The 17,099-nt window shown below is 57.0% G+C and carries 17 protein-coding genes; 7 read left to right on the top strand and 10 right to left on the bottom strand.

All coding sequences use genetic code 11. The features are described from left to right. The first annotated feature begins 24 nt into the window (after positions 1 to 24). Both ABLV64_RS14420 and ABLV64_RS14425 read left to right on the top strand, forming a co-directional pair. Positions 25 to 336, top strand: coding sequence for a hypothetical protein (locus ABLV64_RS14420; protein WP_004203773.1), 312 nt, complete (start codon positions 25 to 27; stop codon positions 334 to 336). 247 nt (positions 337 to 583) lie between these two features. Next, entirely contained in the window at positions 584 to 1,024 is a 441-nt protein-coding gene (locus ABLV64_RS14425; RefSeq protein WP_004203774.1) for a VOC family protein, read from the top strand. A 147-nt stretch (positions 1,025 to 1,171) separates the two neighbouring features. Here ABLV64_RS14425 and ABLV64_RS14430 read toward each other — a convergent pair whose 3' ends face one another. The 3 genes from ABLV64_RS14430 to yeaG all read right to left on the bottom strand — a co-directional run bounded on the left by ABLV64_RS14430 (position 1,172) and on the right by yeaG (position 5,212). Next, complete coding sequence (locus ABLV64_RS14430; protein WP_004203776.1) at positions 1,172 to 1,654, bottom strand: glutathione peroxidase; 483 nt, start codon at positions 1,652 to 1,654, stop codon at positions 1,172 to 1,174. 251 nt (positions 1,655 to 1,905) lie between these two features. Then, positions 1,906 to 3,192, bottom strand: coding sequence for a YeaH/YhbH family protein (locus ABLV64_RS14435; RefSeq protein WP_004203777.1), 1,287 nt, complete (start codon positions 3,190 to 3,192; stop codon positions 1,906 to 1,908). Positions 3,193 to 3,277: 85 nt separating this feature from the next. Further along, positions 3,278 to 5,212, bottom strand: coding sequence for a protein kinase YeaG (gene yeaG, locus ABLV64_RS14440; protein WP_004203779.1), 1,935 nt, complete (start codon positions 5,210 to 5,212; stop codon positions 3,278 to 3,280). Between the two features lie 416 nt (positions 5,213 to 5,628). Here yeaG and ABLV64_RS14445 point away from each other — a divergent pair, with 416 nt between their 5' ends. Continuing rightward, positions 5,629 to 6,375 carry a MipA/OmpV family protein gene (locus ABLV64_RS14445; protein WP_004203780.1) on the top strand — a complete coding sequence of 249 codons (747 nt, stop codon included), beginning with the start codon at positions 5,629 to 5,631 and terminating at the stop codon, positions 6,373 to 6,375. 91 nt (positions 6,376 to 6,466) lie between these two features. Next, on the top strand, positions 6,467 to 7,321 hold the full coding sequence (locus ABLV64_RS14450) for an aldo/keto reductase (protein WP_023317989.1): 855 nt from the start codon (positions 6,467 to 6,469) through the stop codon (positions 7,319 to 7,321). A 60-nt stretch (positions 7,322 to 7,381) separates the two neighbouring features. Here the strand turns inward: ABLV64_RS14450 and ABLV64_RS14455 are convergent, their stop codons facing one another. Then, the gene (locus ABLV64_RS14455; RefSeq protein WP_004203783.1) at positions 7,382 to 8,266 is read right to left on the bottom strand and encodes a D-hexose-6-phosphate mutarotase; all 885 of its coding nucleotides are present in this window, start codon (positions 8,264 to 8,266) and stop codon (positions 7,382 to 7,384) included. Positions 8,267 to 8,340: 74 nt separating this feature from the next. Continuing rightward, entirely contained in the window at positions 8,341 to 9,336 is a 996-nt protein-coding gene (gapA, locus tag ABLV64_RS14460) for a glyceraldehyde-3-phosphate dehydrogenase (protein WP_004203784.1), read from the bottom strand. A gap of 338 nt (positions 9,337 to 9,674) precedes the next feature. Between gapA and msrB the strand changes: the two genes are divergently transcribed. Further along, entirely contained in the window at positions 9,675 to 10,088 is a 414-nt protein-coding gene (gene msrB / locus ABLV64_RS14465) for a peptide-methionine (R)-S-oxide reductase MsrB (protein WP_004203786.1), read from the top strand. 43 nt (positions 10,089 to 10,131) lie between these two features. Further along, positions 10,132 to 10,410, top strand: a complete 279-nt coding sequence (locus ABLV64_RS14470) for a YeaC family protein (RefSeq protein ID WP_004203787.1) — start codon at positions 10,132 to 10,134, stop codon at positions 10,408 to 10,410. A 93-nt stretch (positions 10,411 to 10,503) separates the two neighbouring features. Here the strand turns inward: ABLV64_RS14470 and yajD are convergent, their stop codons facing one another. The 5 genes from yajD to sppA all read right to left on the bottom strand — a co-directional run bounded on the left by yajD (position 10,504) and on the right by sppA (position 16,098). Next, positions 10,504 to 10,848 (bottom strand): HNH nuclease YajD, encoded by a 345-nt coding sequence (gene yajD, locus ABLV64_RS14475; RefSeq protein WP_002901254.1) that lies wholly within the window; start codon positions 10,846 to 10,848, stop codon positions 10,504 to 10,506. A 163-nt stretch (positions 10,849 to 11,011) separates the two neighbouring features. After that, the gene (locus tag ABLV64_RS14480; protein WP_348843060.1) at positions 11,012 to 12,265 is read right to left on the bottom strand and encodes a glycoside hydrolase family 18 protein; all 1,254 of its coding nucleotides are present in this window, start codon (positions 12,263 to 12,265) and stop codon (positions 11,012 to 11,014) included. Positions 12,266 to 12,435: 170 nt separating this feature from the next. After that, on the bottom strand, positions 12,436 to 13,077 hold the full coding sequence (gene pncA, locus ABLV64_RS14485; protein WP_023318001.1) for a bifunctional nicotinamidase/pyrazinamidase: 642 nt from the start codon (positions 13,075 to 13,077) through the stop codon (positions 12,436 to 12,438). Positions 13,078 to 13,086: 9 nt separating this feature from the next. Continuing rightward, positions 13,087 to 14,106, bottom strand: a complete 1,020-nt coding sequence (gene ansA, locus ABLV64_RS14490) for an asparaginase (RefSeq protein WP_004203791.1) — start codon at positions 14,104 to 14,106, stop codon at positions 13,087 to 13,089. A gap of 138 nt (positions 14,107 to 14,244) precedes the next feature. Next, positions 14,245 to 16,098 (bottom strand): signal peptide peptidase SppA, encoded by a 1,854-nt coding sequence (sppA, locus tag ABLV64_RS14495; RefSeq protein ID WP_186384304.1) that lies wholly within the window; start codon positions 16,096 to 16,098, stop codon positions 14,245 to 14,247. 166 nt (positions 16,099 to 16,264) lie between these two features. Between sppA and ABLV64_RS14500 the strand changes: the two genes are divergently transcribed. Further along, entirely contained in the window at positions 16,265 to 16,816 is a 552-nt protein-coding gene (locus ABLV64_RS14500; RefSeq protein ID WP_004176531.1) for an NAD(P)H nitroreductase, read from the top strand. The last annotated feature ends 283 nt before the right edge of the window (positions 16,817 to 17,099 follow it).

Genomic DNA, 17,099 nt, shown 5'->3' on the forward strand with positions numbered 1-17,099 from the left:
GTTTATCACCACAGGAGAATGCAAATGATTGTCAGGACCTGGCACGGCTGTGTGCCATTGCAGCATGCTGAGGGGTTTGCCCGCCACCTCGAGCGGACCGGCGTGGAACACGCTCAGAGCATCGCCGGCAACAGAGGCGCCCTGGTGCGCCGGGAAAACCAGGGCGAATGGGCGCATTTCTTTCTCGCCACCTACTGGCAGGATCTCGCGGCGGTCAAAGCCTTCGCAGGCGAAGACTATCACGTCGCGGTCACCTATCCGGACGATGAAGTATTCGAACTCCTCTCCGACCCCTACGTGTTTCAGCATGAAGTTGAGGCCGTGTCGCCGCTGTAGACTGATGACCGGGCAGGTGGAAGATCGGCCAGCAACAGACGGTTGCTGGCCGCGTGAGATCGACTGACGTCACCGGTTAATTAACCCTGGACCGGTCAACTGCGCCAGCGTTTAACAGGTCGGGCTATGTCGAAACCGCCGATGCTCAGACGGCAAAACGGCGTCAGGCGCATCAGAGGAAATCGTTTATTGTTACGTTAAGAGGTATCCTGCCTGTTCTGGGAAACGGCAAAGAGGATGTCATAAGATGCTGGCTTATATCACGATAGGTACCAATGATTTTCAGCGCTCAGTAGATTTTTATGACGCTATTTTTAATGTTCTTGGCTACTCACGTCTGCCTGCCTGGACAGACAGCTGGGCAATGTGGGGAGATAAAAATAATCCGGATAAGGCGTTCAGCTTTTGTATTTGCCCTCCTTTTGACGGACATTCCGCAACGGCGGGAAACGGGACAATGTTTGCATTCCAGGCTGATAACGCAGAGATTGTCAGACAGTTCCATGCCGCAGGCCTTCTTGCAGGAGGGCAAAATGAAGGCGCACCGGGCACACGCCCCGCCTATGGCCCCGACTTTTATGTGGCCTACCTGCGCGATCCTGACGGGAATAAGCTGGCATGCGTTTGTCAGCATTATTCTCCCGCAACTGATAAGTTCGTCAACCAGAAACAGGCGCTTCGCATATAGCATCTTACGGTTTTGCGCGTTTACAGCCCCTGACGTGAAATAGGGCGTTCCGGCGACAGCTGGCGCGGTCGGCTACAGGCCAGGAACCAACATCTACCTTGTATGGGCAGCCAGCCACCGTTGGGTAAACGTGGAATGACTGCACACTCAGCGCTTGAGGGCGGCAACAATGGAGGCCTCCATTTTCTCCGGCGTCGTGAACGGCGCAAAACGCGTGAGGGGTGTGCCGTCGCGACCGATGAGGAACTTGGTGAAATTCCACTTGATCCGTCCGCCGAGCACGCCGGGCAACGCTTGTTTCAGATAACGAAACAGCGGGTGTGCAGCGGGGCCGTTGACGTCCACTTTCGCAAACATTGGGAAGCTCACGCCGTAGTTAACGTGACAGGTCTGCTCGATTTCATCCGCACCGCCGGGTTCCTGCTTGCCAAACTGGTTGCACGGAAAACCAAGCACCACCAGCCCCTGAGCCGCGTACTTTTTGTAGAGCGCTTCCAGGCCAGCATACTGTGACGTGAAGCCACAATGGCTGGCCGTATTCACCACCAGAACCACCTTGCCAGCATAGTCAGCCATGGAGAGAGGTTGGCCGCGCAGGCGGGTGGCGGTCAATTGATAAAAAGGGGTCATAGCAGGCTCCTGAGAGTGGAAACAGTGCAACGCTGACGATCGCGTGAATGTTTGAAGCAGATTAGGCAGTTATAATACACAGGGTTAGGGATTTGTACCTGGAATGTACAACATGGGGGAAAGAAGCATTTTGCGATGAGGCAGTTGCATCTATTCTGCACAAAAAATGAGCGTATTGATTAATAGAGAAATAAAAGCATTTAAAAAATAAATCAGCCAGCAGGTGACGCTAACTGGCTGATTTTATTTAACTACGCTTCACTTTTAGAGGACTGCTTGTGAAACAGTTCGCGGAATACCGGGTAGATATCCTCCTGGTCGCGAATATGCTGCATGGCGAAATTATCAAAGGTCGCCTGCAAGTGTTCATACTCGCGCCACAGGGTCTGGTGCGCCCGGCGGGTAATTTCGATATAGCTGTAATAACGCACCACCGGCAGAATTTTCTTCGCCAGCAGTTCGTGGCACAGTGGGGAGTCATCGGCCCAGTTGTCGCCATCCGACGCCTGGGCGGCGTAGATGTTCCACTGCGCCGGGTCATAACGCGCCTGCACCACCTCATCCATCAGCTTGAGGGCGCTGGAAACGATGGTGCCGCCGGTTTCCTGAGAATAGAAGAATTCGTGTTCATCCACCTCTTTCGCCTGGGTATGGTGGCGGATATAGACCACATCGACGTTTTTATAGGTCCGGCTGAGGAACAGATACAGCAGGATATAAAAGCGCTTGGCCATGTCTTTGGTGGCCTGGTCCATCGAGCCTGAGACGTCCATCAGGCAGAACATTACCGCCTGGCTGGAGGGCTCCGGCCGTTTTTCGTAATTTTTGTAGCGTAAGTCAAAGGTGTCGATAAACGGCACCCGTTCAATTTTAGCCCGCAGCTCGGCAATCTCTTTGCGCAGGCGCTCCTCCTCCAGCAGCTGCACCGGCTCGCTGCGGCTGATGGTCTCCAGATCCTCCTCCAGAGCGCGCAGTTCACGGCGCTTGCCTGCGGTCATCGCCGTCCGACGGGCCAGCGAGTTCTGCAGCGAACGCACCACGCTGATGTTGGCCGGCACCCCGTTAGAGGTAAAACCCGCGCGATGGGTTTTAAACTCGTTTAGCTGCCGGTGCTGATTTTTCTTCAGGTTCGGCAGGGCGAGATCTTCAAACAGCAGATCCAGGTACTCATCTTTTGAAATCTGGAAGACAAACTCATCCTTCCCTTCGCCATCGGCGCTGGCTTGCCCCTGACCGCCGCCACCGCCGCCGCCGCCGCCCCCTTGCGGGCGTTCGATCCGATCGTTTTGCACGAAATGGTCATTACCCGGGTGGACGCGGTTGCGTAGTCCGCCGCGACCCTGATGAAACATCGGCTCGTTAATATCGTCCGTCGGGATCGAGACGGATTCTCCGCTCTCAATATCGGTCACCGAGCGCTTGTTGATGGCCTCGGAGATTGATTGTTTAATCTGCGCCTTATAACGGCGCAAAAAGCGCTGACGATTGACGGCGCTTTTGTTTTTCCCGTTCAGGCGTCGGTCTATGAACCAGGTCATATGCCCTCCTGTACTGCATTAGCCAACTTTACTTATCATCATTCAGCTGCAGTTGACCCGGCGGCGCACCGCCGGGCTGGACGCATCAGGACGATTTACGAACCCGCAGGTACCACTCGCACAGCAGGCGAACCTGTTTGCGGGTGTAGCCTTTCTCCATCATGCGGTCGACAAAGTCGTCGTGTTTTTTCTGCTCATCGGTTGAGGTTTTGGCGTTAAACGAAATGACCGGCAACAGCTCTTCGGTATTGGAGAACATTTTCTTCTCAATAACCGTGCGCAGTTTCTCATAGCTGGTCCAGTTCGGATTACGTCCGCTGTTGTTGGCTCTGGCGCGCAGCACAAAGTTGACGATTTCATTACGGAAGTCTTTCGGGTTGCTGATCCCGGCCGGCTTCTCAATTTTCTCCAGCTCGGCATTCAACGATTCACGGTCAAACAGCTGCCCGGTGTCCGGATCGCGATATTCCTGATCCTGGATCCAGAAGTCAGCGTAGGTGACATAGCGATCGAAAATGTTCTGCCCATACTCGGAGTAGGATTCCAGATAGGCAGTCTGGATCTCTTTGCCGATAAACTCGGCGTATTTCGGGATCAGATAGCCTTTGAGGAACTCCAGATAACGCTCGGCCTGCTCCTGCGGGAACTGTTCGCGCTCAATCTGCTGCTCCAGGACATAGAACAGATGCACCGGGTTGGCCGCCACTTCAACATGGTCGAAGTTAAACACCCTTGAGAGGATCTTAAAGGCGAAGCGGGTGGAGAGCCCGTTCATCCCTTCATCCACCCCGGCGTAGTCGCGATACTCCTGATAGGATTTCGCTTTCGGGTCGGTATCTTTCAGGCTCTCGCCGTCATAGACCCGCATTTTCGAGTAGATACTCGAGTTTTCCGGCTCTTTCAGGCGCGACAGAATCGAGAAGCGCGCCAGCGTTTCCAGAGTGCCCGGGGCGCATGGCGCATGAGTCAACTCGCTGCTGTTGAGCAGTTTTTCATAGATACGGATCTCTTCGGAGATCCGCAGGCAATAAGGCACTTTGACGATATAGACGCGGTCGAGGAAGGCCTCATTGTTTTTGTTATTACGGAAGGTCACCCATTCCGATTCGTTAGAGTGGGCAAGGATGATCCCGTTAAACGGCAGGGCGGAGATCCCTTCGGTCCCGTTGTAGTTACCCTCCTGGGTCGCGGTCAGCAGCGGATGCAGCACCTTGATCGGCGCTTTAAACATCTCGACGAACTCCATGATCCCCTGGTTGGCGCGGCACAGCGCACCGGAGTAGCCGTAGGCGTCCGGGTCGTTCTGCGCATAGTGTTCCAGCTTGCGGATATCCACTTTACCCACCAGCGCCGAAATATCCTGGTTGTTTTCATCGCCCGGTTCGGTTTTGGCGATGGCGACCTGTTCGAGAATCGATGGCCAGACTTTGACCACGCGGAATTTCGTGATATCGCCGCCAAACTCATGCAGGCGTTTGGCCGCCCATGGCGACATAATAGTGCCGAGATAGCGGGTAGGGACGCCATACTCTTTCTGAAGGATCTGCGCATCCTCCTGCGGATTGAACAGGCACAGCGGGTGATCGTTAACCGGGCTGCGCTCGCCGTTGGCGCTCAGCACATAGATAGGCACGCGCTGCATCAGGGCTTTCAGCCGTTCAGCCAGCGATGATTTACCCCCGCCCACCGGTCCCAGCAGATAGAGGATCTGTTTCTTCTCTTCCAGCCCCTGGGCGGCATGCTTGAGGTAGGAAACGATCTGCTCAATGGCGTCTTCCATACCGTAAAACTCTTCAAACGCCGGATAGCGTGCGATAACCCGGTTTGAAAAGAGACGGGATAGCCGCGGCTCGAGAGCCGTATCAACCATGACGGGTTCACCAATGGCCATCAACAGACGTTCTGCCGCATTGGCATAGGCACTGCGATCTTGCCGGCAGATGGTAAGAAACTCCTGCAGTGTGAACTCTTCGTCCTTGGCAGCTTCATAGCGCTGGCGATAGTGATCGAATATATTCATGGCATGCCGTCCTTTCGTTTTTTAGCACAGGTTGAGAGCCGTTCATATGAATAGTGGGGGCCCCCGGAAGACATAAGCTGAACATCGCTCTCCTGGTATCCAGCAACCCTTATGCCAGGTTGCGGGTGGGGTAGCGTGAATGTGCCCTGCAATTACACCTTCTAAATTTAAGCGTAGATGCATTTAGAAATCTTGCATGACGCAGAAAATCAATTTCAATGACATATCAATAACTCATCCTGAAAAAGACGCTTTTTGCTTCGCCGGGACGTGAAGCTGTCATCGGGCTGTCACCAGATGGTAAGAGAAGGGTGGGAAAGTGAACGATTTGTGTCATATCGGGTAAAGAATTTGAGGCATGAGACCTACGACGGTAAACTGCACGGGCTGATTATTTGACAACGGGAATATGGATTGTGACTAAAATCAAACTTCTGGCACTCGGCGTGCTGATTGCGACCTCCGCCAGCGCGGCGCATGCCGATGGGAAGTTCACGCTTGGCGCTGGCGTCGGCATCGTTGAGCATCCGTACAAGCAGTATGATGCGGATGTGTATCCGGTGCCGGTCATTAGTTATGAGAGCGATAACTTCTGGTTCCACGGTCTGGGTGGGGGTTACTACCTGTGGAATGACACCAATGATAAGCTGTCGATAACGGCTTACTGGTCGCCGATGTACTTCAAGCCGGGCGACAGCGATAGCGAACAAATGCGTCGCCTGGATAAACGTAAATCAACCGTGATGGCCGGTCTTTCTTATGTCCACAACACGCCCTATGGTTTCCTGCGCACGACGATTGCCGGCGATACGCTGGATAACAGCAACGGCATCAACTGGGATCTCGCCTGGCTGTACCGCTACACCAACGGGAACCTGACGCTGACGCCGGGCATCGGCGTGGAGTGGAACAGCGACAATCAGAACGAATACTATTATGGCGTCTCGCAGCACGAGTCCCGTCGTAGCGGCATGCGCAGCTACGACCCGGACAGCAGCTGGAACCCGTATCTGGAGCTGTCGGCCAACTATCGCTTCCTCGGCGACTGGAGCGTATACGGTATTGCGCGCTACACCCGTCTGTCGGATGAAATTACCGATAGCCCGATGGTGGACAAATCCTGGAGCGGACTGATCTCAACCGGGATCACTTACACCTTCTGATTGTGCATTATTACAGTGCGCTTTATGCATCAAAACAGGGCTTCGTGCCCTGTTTTGCTTTATGGTGGTGCAGGGCGCTAAGGAGGAGACGATGGTGAAAAAAACAGTATGCTTTGGCGAGCAGGCGGCAGTTCCGGCCATCGGGCTGGGGACCTGGTATATGGGCGAGAACGCGGCGCAGCGTCAGCAGGAGGTGGCTGCACTGCGCGCGGGCATCGACCATGGCCTGACGGTAATCGATACCGCTGAGATGTATGCCGACGGCGGGGCGGAGGAGGTGGTGGGCCAGGCGGTCCGCGGCCTGCGCGACCGGGTGGTGCTGGTCTCCAAAGTCTATCCCTGGCACGCCGGCGGCGCGGCGATGCGCCGCGCCTGTGAAAACAGTCTGCGCCGGCTGCAGACCGACTATCTGGATATGTATCTCCTGCACTGGCGGGGCGATATCCCGCTAGAGGAGACGGTCGAGGCGATGGAAAGGCTGGTGGCCGAGGGTAAAATCCGCCGCTGGGGCGTCTCCAATCTGGACACCGACGATATGCAGGCGCTGTGGCGCACGGCGGGTGGCGAACGCTGCGCCACCAATCAGGTGCTCTATCATCTCGCGTCGCGGGGCATTGAATACGATCTCCTGCCCTGGTGCCAGCAGCACACCCTGCCGGTGATGGCCTATTGTCCGCTGGCGCAGGCGGGGCGTTTACGCGATGGACTTTTTCAGCATACCGATATCATCAAAATGGCTAACGAGCGGGGCGTGACGGTGGCGCAGCTGCTGCTGGCCTGGGTGATTCGTCATCCGGGAATGCTGGCGATCCCGAAAGCGGCCAGTATTGAACATGTGGTGCAGAATGCCGCCGCGCTTGATCTCGTTCTCAGCCCGCAAGAGCTTGCGCAGCTGGACCGCCTCTATCCACCGCCGCCGCGGAAAACCCGGTTGGATATGGTTTAACCCACAGCGCATCCTGGTGGAGAAGAGAAAAAGCCCCGTGATAAACGGGGCTTTTTGCGCTTAGCGTTTTTTCACGCTGATGGTTTGCGCCAGGCGAGACGGGGTCTCTTCACTGGCTTTCTGCGGCTGGGTCACGCAGCAGGTTTCGACGCACACGAAGGTTTTGTAGCCATCGTCCGGCATGTCGCCCATGCTGACGGACAGCGCCGGGCCCGGGTTCCAGGCCACCACGTTGTGCTGATGATGATGCACCACGTCGATAGTGCGGCTGAGCGCGTCGTCGTGGATCACGCTGCAGCCTTCGGCGTCGAGATAGACGCGGTCGGTACGATCCGGGAAGGTCTGCACGCCGTTGCTCAGAACGCCTTCTTCGGCATTTTTCACTTTATCGATATAGCGCTCGCCAAGACCGCTCACTTTCACCGCCGCGATATCGCCGACGTTGAAGTAGCTGTGCAGGGCAGAGGTGGTCTCAAATTCGCCGTGGGCTTCCAGTTCGATTTCGCAGGTCTTGCCCAGCTTGAAGCGGGCATAGAGGGTGAACTCATGCGGCCACAGCTTCATGGTTTCGGCGCTGTTCTGCAGCGCAAAGGTCAACATCACGCCGCCGTCGTCTTCATCATGGCCTTCCAGGGTCCACGGCAGGTTGCGGGCAAAGCCGTGCGACGGCAGGCCCTGCTGCGCCGATGGGCCAAACCAGGGCCAGCAAATCGGCACGCCGCCGCGCAGGGCGACGCCCTGTTTAAACGGGGTGTTGTTGCTCAGCCACAGGACTTCTTCTTCACCGGCGGGTTTCCAGGAGAGCAGATGCGCCCCCTGCAGCGCCACAGAGGCTTTCACCTGCGGATGGTCGATGACAATCAGCTCCAGGTCGTCCAGCTGGCGACGGGAGATAACGGGCGAAATGGTTTCATTCACCGGGAGAGCAAAAATTTTATTTATCATTGTGCAATCCTATCTCTGCAGACAAAAAAAAGAGCGACCGAAGTCGCTCTTACAGATTACTTTTTCATCTCAACTTATTTGGAGATGTGGGCAATCAGATCCAGAACTTTGTTGGAGTAGCCAGTTTCGTTGTCGTACCAGGAAACCAGTTTAACGAAGTTGTCGTTCAGTGCGATACCCGCTTTAGCATCGAACACGGAAGTGCAAACTTCGCCGTTGAAGTCGGTAGAAACAACGTCGTCTTCGGTGTAACCCAGAACGCCTTTCATTGCGCCTTCAGAAGCGGCTTTGATAGCTTTCTTGATTTCTTCGTAGGACGCTGCTTTTTCCAGACGAACGGTCAGGTCAACAACGGATACGTTCGGAGTCGGAACGCGGAACGCCATACCGGTCAGTTTGCCGTTCAGTTCTGGCAGTACTTTACCTACTGCTTTAGCAGCGCCGGTAGAGGACGGGATGATGTTCTGAGCTGCGCCGCGGCCGCCGCGCCAGTCTTTGTGAGACGGGCCATCAACGGTTTTCTGGGTAGCGGTGGTAGCGTGGACGGTGGTCATCAGGCCTTCAACGATACCGAAGTTGTCGTTGATGACTTTAGCCAGCGGCGCCAGGCAGTTGGTGGTGCAGGATGCGTTGGAAACGATGTCCTGGCCAGCGTAAGTGTCGAAGTTAGCGCCGCGAACGAACATCGGGGTGTTGTCTTTGGACGGGCCAGTCAGAACGACTTTTTTCGCGCCAGCGGTGATGTGTTTACGAGCGGTTTCGTCGGTCAGGAAGATACCGGTTGCTTCAGCAACAACGTCAACACCAACTTCGTCCCACTTCAGGTTAGCCGGGTCACGTTCAGCGGTAACACGGATTTTTTTACCGTTAACGACCAGATGACCGTCTTTCACTTCAACGGTGCCGTCGAAACGACCGTGAGTGGAGTCATACTTCAGCATGTAAGCCATGTACTCTGCGTCTAACAGGTCGTTGATTGCAACGATCTCGATGTCAGAACGTTTCTGAGCAGCACGGAAAACAATGCGACCGATACGGCCAAAACCGTTGATACCTACTTTGATAGTCATATATTCCACCAGCTATTTGTTAGTGAATAAAAGGTTGCCTGTAAAATTACAAAAACCTTACGCAGCGTCAAGCGGAATCGTGTCAATCATTGCGACAAATCAATCCTGAGCAGACCTTTGCGCGATTGATTTGCCTCACTCTCCCTTTGAGCCCAATTCCATATGGGGGCTGCGCGCGGAATTTTAAAGGGCATTTAAGATAAAAACGTGATTTAAGTCACAATTATCTGGCTGCCTGTGGGCACCGGATAAGTTTAGAACAAAAGTGTACGCTTCATTGTTAATGTTTTGTTAGAATTGGGGCGAAAGTTGTCCATTGCAAAGCGAGATGTAAGCCCATGGCAAATAAACCCTCCCCGGAAGAGCTGAAAAACGGCTTGAGCGAAATGCAGTTTTACGTGACCCAACATCATGGTACCGAACCGCCTTTCACCGGACGGCTGCTGCACAACAAGAAAAATGGCGTGTATCACTGCCTGGTGTGCGATGCGCCGCTGTTCAACTCCCAGACCAAGTACGACTCTGGCTGCGGCTGGCCGAGCTTCTACGAGCCGGTAAGCGAAGAGGCCATTCGCTATCTGGACGACAGCTCCCACGGCATGCAGCGCATAGAGATCCGCTGCGGAAATTGTGATGCCCACCTCGGTCACGTGTTTCCGGATGGCCCGCAGCCGACCGGCGAGCGCTATTGTGTGAATTCGGCGTCGCTCAGCTTCACCGATGAGCAGAACGGCGAGCAGATCAAGGGTTGAAGAAACGATTCAGCAAATTATTCCAGGTGGAGATGAGCGGAAGATGGATATTGAGCAAATTATCGACAGCATGACCCCGGAAGTGTATCAGCGTCTGGCGACGGCGGTGGAGCTGGGAAAATGGCCGGATGGCGTGGCGCTGACGCCGGAGCAGAAGGAAAATAGCCTGCAGCTGGTGATGCTGTGGCAGGCCCGGTATAACACCGACGCCCAGCATATGACCATCGATACTCGCGGGCAGATGGTGATGAAGAGCAAACAGCAGCTGAAGGAAGATTTCGGTATCGTGCCGAAGCCGATCGCAACCGTGAAGCTGCAATAAACTGCCGGCCGGCGGGGAGAGGTTCCGGCGTCGGGTGATCCGGCGCCGGAAGGGTTAGCGTCTACGACCGAGCCCGGCGGTCAGCCGCTTCGCTTACTTTTTGTTCATCATCGCTTTCAGGTCGGCAAACGGATTGTAGGTGGCCTCGCCGACGCTCTTTTGCGCATCTTCGCCGGCCACCACCGTGGAGCCATACTGATCGGCTTCGGTGTACTTGGAGTGTTCGTGATCGTGACAGTAGAGGCACAACATCTCCCAGTTGCTGCCATCTTCCGGGTTATTGGAGTGGTCGTGATCGATATGGTGCACCGTCAGCTCGCGCAGATTGGAGTAGACAAACTCCCGCGAGCAGCGTCCGCATACCCAGGGAAAGAGCTTGAGCGCCTTTTCGCGATAACCCACTTCCAGACGTGCGTAATTTTTGGGGATATAGGCCATGGCCCCCTGCCTCCTGTCAAACGGTTAAGCTGCGCCAGCCCCTGGCGCAGCGGATAACAGGCATCATAACCTATCCCGGGCGGCGCGATATACCTGCATTGCAGGCGATGCTGCCTGCGTCACGCCGCCCGGCGGAGACGATGCGGCGGAGGAACAGCCGCGATTAGTGTTTGATCCCCAGGGATTCCGCCAGCTGGCGGGCCAACTGGTTCTGGTCATCGGCGCCATACTCCCAGAACATCGCCCCGGCGAGGCCCTTCGCCTTGATGTAGTCCGCCTTAATGGCTACCGAGCGCGGGTTCTCATAGGAGAGGGCGAACAGCGGCTTGCCCTCTGCGGACTGCACCGACAGCCACGGGACTTTCGCCTCATCGTCCCAGTGCTCGGTAAAGCGTTTCTGCGGATCGTTGAGCAATTTGCCCACGATATCATTGTATTTCACGTAGGTGTCTTTGCTCAGGTCATAGCCCAGCGAGGCAAACAGCTCGATCTGCTGTGGACCAAAATAGGGCTGGGTGACCGGGTTCTTTTGCGCATCCGCTTTACTCCAGTCAATCCCCGGCTCGACCGCCCGTTTCGGTACCCGGCCATAAAAACCAATCCCGAGGTTCATCTGGCTGGGTTTAAGCCCGGCGGCCAGGTAATTGTTGACCACAAAATCGGCGCTGTATTTATCCGCCGCGGCGACCGTCGGCCAGTGGCTGGAGTCATACAGGTTCGAGTTGAAGTACTGCGTGCCGTAGGCCATGTCGTAGGTCATCAGGTTGATGTAGTTCAGCACCGGGGCCACCGCTTTGACATCCACCCAGCTTTTCGGGCTCTCGGCGTTGGCGCCCACGGCAATAGTAACCAGTTTCTTCGTACCAAACGCTGCGCGCAGCTCTTTTAACAGCGCGGTGAAGTTATCGCGATCGGTCGGTTGACTGGCAACCAGCCCCCACGCGCCGTTGACCGGAAACTCCCAGTCGAGGTCAATCCCATCCAGACCATATTTTTCAACAATTTCCTGCGCAGACTGAATAAACACCTTACGGGTTTCTTTGCTTGCCGCCGCGCCGGAGAAACCGCGCGCCCCCCAGCCGCCGACCGACAGCAGGACCTTGAGGTCCGGGTTCTGTTTACGCAGGGCAGGGAGCTTTTGCAGATCCGCCTGCACCTTTGGCGACAGCCAGATCTCGTGCAGATGGTCAGGATCCTTCAGGGCCGCATTGGTCTCGTCTTTTTCATCGTTATAGATAAGGCCAAACGAGTAGTTGAGATGGGTGATCTGCCGGACGTCCAGCTTGTCGATATCCCCGCCCGGCCCGGCAGTGACGTCGCCGCCGCCGTTGAAATAGCCGACGGACATCAGCGGTTGGGCAGAGAGCGCGGAAGCGCAAAGCAGGGGCAAGGCTGCCAGCAAGGGCAAACGTTTCATAGTGGTTCCTCTTTGACATAAAAAAATAACCGCGCCACGGAAATGGCGTGGCGAAAAAACAGCCTTGCCAGACTACCAGCAATAACTTGTTGAAACTGCGAGAGAGTTCAATTTATGGACGATAACGAAGCGGCAGAAGAAGACCCGGCGCGGAAGCGCCGGGTGAAGGATCAGGCGTGGGTTTCCCGCCAGTCATCAAGGGTATAGAGCGTGGCGCCTGCGGCGGCCATCTCCATAAACGCCTGGCTGCTGTCCTGCGGCTGAAGGTTCACCCCGCGGCAGCCGTCGGTAATGACGTTGACCGCGTAGCCGAGCGCCAGAGCATCCAGCACGGTAAACTTCACGCAATAATCAGTGGCGAGGCCGAGAACGGTCAGCTCCACGATCCCCTGACCACGCAGCCAGCCGTCCAGTTCGGTTTTCTGCCGGTGACCGTTGTCAAAAAAAGCGCTGTAGCTGTCGATGACCCGGTTTTGCCCTTTGTGGAACACGGCGGCGATCGCCTGCTGCTTGAGCAGGGGATGCAGCGCCGCGCCTTCGCTGTGCTGCACGCAGTGATCCGGCCAGAAAGTTTGCGCCAGGCCGTCCAGGTTGCCCACAGTGTAGGGCTCCACCTGGTGCTGGCTGGCGAAGCTGCCGTGATCCGCCGGATGCCAGTCCTGACTGGCGACGATGGGCTCGCCGCGCGCCAGGCTCCAGTCGATAAGCGCGTTGGCCACCTCGACGGTGCTGTCGCCTTCGGGAACCGCCAGCGCGCCGCCGGCGCAGAAGTCGTTCTGCAAATCAACCAGTAACAGCGCTCGATGTGCCATACGTCCTCCTTAAGCTTCGTCAGGGGTCAGTTCGCCACGCAGATTCTGCTGCATCGCCGCGCGAATGGCGTCAACGTCCAGCTGCTGGCTCAGCAGATAGTGTAGCTTGGTCAGCGTCGCTTCCACCGTCATATCGAAACCACTGATGACTCCCGCCTGGGCGAGGGCATTGCCGGTGGCATAGCCGCCCATGTTCACTTTGCCGGACATACACTGCGTCAGATTGACCACCACAATGCCGCGCTGGCTGGCTTCCGCCAGCACCTGAATAAACTCGCCATTCTGCGGGGCATTGCCGACGCCGTAGGAGCGGAGGATCAGCGCTTTCACCGGCTGGCGCAGGAAATTACGCACCACGTCGGCGGAGATGCCGGGGTAAATCGTCACCACGCCAATCGGCTGCGGGGTGATGGGGTGGACAATCAGCTCCCCACGGCCCTGCGGCGCCGGCGGGGTACCGAGACGGCGAATATGGATCCCGGCCTCCAGCAGCGGCGCGAGGTTGGGCGAGGCGAAGGCGTCAAAGCCGTCGGCATGGGCTTTAGTGGTACGGTTGCCGCGGAACAGTCGATTGTTGAAGAACAGCGCCACTTCGTTAATCGGATAGTTGGCGGCGACGTACAGGGCATTGAGCAGGTTGATCTGGCCGTCGGAACGCAGCTCGGCCAGCGGGATTTGTGACCCTGTCACAATGACCGGTTTGCCGAGATTTTCCAGCATGAACGACAGCGCTGAGGCGGTAAACGCCATGGTGTCGGTACCGTGGAGGATCACAAAGCCATCATACTCCGCGTAATGGCTGCGGATATCGTCGGCGATGTGCTGCCAGTCCTCAGGGGTCATATCGGATGAATCCATCAGCGGATGGTATTCATGGATCGTGAAGTCCGGCATCTCCGGACGATGGAACTCCGGCATCAGCGCCAGCTGACGCTGCAGATGGCCGGAAACGGGTACATAGCCGTGTTCGGAGCGCTGCATACCGATGGTCCCACCGGTGTAGGCAACGTAAATCGATTTTTTTTGCATAGCATCGCTTAGGTTGGTCGTAGACAGGCGCAGTATAAAGAGACGGAGGAAAAAATACAGTGTTGGCCGCTCGCTTTGTGGCGGCGCTGGCAGGTGCGGAAAAAAGGCTGCCCCGTGATACGGGGCAGCCGCTGCGTATTAACGGATGTTGGCGCAGGTCAGGCAGAAGGCATAGCGGTTCTGCGGGTCGTTGAACGCCGCCAGCTTGTCGCTTTCCGCTTTCACCGTCTCGGCCGCCGCGGCCACCGGCGCAGGCAGCCAGGCCTGAATGGCGGCCGGCAGCGAGGCGCGTACCGAGCCGGTCAGGCTGTCCAGCACCATCGAGAAGAAGGTTGGCTCTTCCTGATAGTAGTTAAGGTGCCAGGTTTTCAGCTTCGCCAGCTCGGCGGCCTTGGCCACCGCGTCGTCAAAATCGCCGAGGCTGTCGACAAGACCGTTGGCTTTGGCATCTTCCCCGGTCCAGACGTGGCCCTGGGCTATCTGGTCGATTTTCTCCGGCGTGCTCTTACGGGCGTTAGCCACCAGGGTGATAAAGCGCTGATAGCCGTTCTCAATACTCAACTGCATCAGCTGCTGCACTTCCGGCGGCAGCGCTTTGGTGCTGGAGATATCCGCCAGCGGCGACGTGGCGACGCCGTCGGTGTGGATGCCAATCGACCCGAGGGTATTTTCCACGGTGTTGATCACCCCAAAGATGCCAATGGAGCCGGTGAGGGTGCTTGGGTTCGCCACGATGTAATCCGCGGGGGTGGAGATCCAGTAGCCGCCGGACGCCGCCATGCCGCCCATTGAAACGACCACCGGTTTACCCGCGGCTTTGGCTGCCGCCAGCTCTTCACGAATGATTTCCGAGGCGGTCACGCTGCCGCCAGGGCTGTTCACGCGAAGAACGATGGCCTTAATTTTCGGGTCGAGGCGCGCATCGCGAATTTGCGCTGCGGTGGTGTCGCCGCCGACGTTGCCCGGGGTCTCCTCGCCGTCCATGATGGCGCCGTTGGCGAAGATCACCGCGATAGCGGAACCCTGGTCAGACGGCGTCTTCACGTTGTAGTCGTAATAGCTAATCGCCCGATAATTGTTATCCGCTTTGCTCCAGCCAAACTGTTTGGTCAGCGCTTTTTCCACTTCCGTGGAGGTCGCCAGCTCATCCACCAGCTTATTGTCCAGCGCATATTTCGCCGTATCGCCGCCCACTTTACGCAGGCCATCGATAATGCCCTGGGCGCCCGGGAAGAGCTGCTGGGCGGTGATCTGCCGGTTGGCGGCAATGGTGTTGAGGTAGTTCTGCCACAGTTCGCCAATCCAGCGGCTGTCCGCTTCGCGGGCGGCAGGGGACATGTCATCGCGAATGAAAGGCTCGACGGCGGATTTATAGGTGCCGACGCGGAAGACATGGGTGGAGACTTTCAGCTTATCCAGCAGCGACTTGTAATACAGCCCGTTGGTGGCGAAGCCGTGGAGGTCTACCTCGCCCTGCGGCGAGAGCCAGATTTTGTTGGCAAAGCTCGCCAGGTAGTACTGGCCCTGGCTGTAGCTGCTGCCGACGGCATAGACCGGTTTGCCGCTGTCGCGGAATTCGCGCAGCGCTTTACCGATGTACTGCATGGACGGCTGATCGCCGCCGACGAAGTTTTTCAGATCCAGCACAATACCGGTGATATTACGATCATCCTTCGCCTGACGGATGGTCTGCACGATATCGAACAGAGAATTCTCCTGCAAACGGTCCGAGCTGGCACCAAACAGCTGGCGGCCTATCACGCCGAGTTTGCTGCTGGCGGAAGGTTTATCCACCACCACGCCGGTAATATCCAGGAGCAGCGCGCCGCGGGCGGTATGTTCGCTGGTGGTGCTGCTGAACTGGCTCCAGATGCCGATACACACCAGCACCAGTACCAGGAAGATCGCATTGAGGGCCAGTTTGCGAATAAAGTTGAGTATCCGCCACGTCCATTTAAAAAAGCTGGCAATCAGTCGCCAAAGGGTTCGCATGTCTTCTCCCTAACGTTATCTAAAAATGGGCAGGCCGCAGGGGCCGCCGCGTCTGGCTATCCTAAAGAGTGAGCCGTCGGTTGTCAGCAGGAATCACCGACCGCGCTGTAACAAAATCCTTGTGCATGTTAATTTTATGAAAAATGACATCACAGGAGTTATACAGATGGATGCTCTCGACCTACTGCTTAATCGCCGCAGCGCTTCCCGCCTGGCGGAACCGGCCCCGGCCGGCGAACAGCTGGAAAACATTCTGCGCGCCGGGCTGCGCGCCCCGGATCATGGCACCCTGCAGCCGTGGCGCTTTTTCATTATCGCCGATGACGGCCGCGAACGCTTCAGTCAGTTGCTGGAAAAGGGGGCCAGGGAGGCCGGTCAGGATGAGAAGGGCATAGAGAAAGCCCGAAATGCGCCGTTCCGCGCGCCGCTAATCATTACCGTCGTGGCGCGTTGTGAAGACCACCCGAAGGTGCCGCGCTGGGAGCAGGAGATGTCCGCTGGCTGCGCGGTGATGGCGATGCAGATGGCGGCCCTGGCTCAGGGATTCAACGGCATCTGGCGCAGCGGAGCATTGACCGAGAGCCCGGTGGTGCGCGCCGGCTTCGAGTGCCGCGAGCAGGATAAAATCGTCGGTTTCCTCTATCTGGGCACGCCGCAGCTGAAAGCCTCAACCACCATTGCCCTGCCGGATACCGCGCCGTTTGTGACGCGATTCTGAGTCAGCGGGTGTTATGCCGGGCTGAGGCTTGCGCCTTACCCGGCCAACGCATCCGGCTCTGACTGTCTGTAGGCCCGCGCAAGCGCAGCGCCGCCGGGCAAGGACAGCGGGTACGGAGCCGATTTTGTGCCGGGTGGCGGCTGTCGCCTTACCCGGCCTACGTTCGTACGACCTGTCGTTAATTTATTCACTTTTCTTGCTGAAACTGCCGGTGCTGGCGGCCTCAAAATCGCTGAGACGTTCCCGGCAGGCCGGGGCAGCCCGCATGGATGCGGGCTGAGGG

It is taken from the genome of Klebsiella sp. JB_Kp031 (assembly GCF_040064295.1).
GTDB lineage: Bacteria > Pseudomonadota > Gammaproteobacteria > Enterobacterales > Enterobacteriaceae > Klebsiella > Klebsiella quasipneumoniae.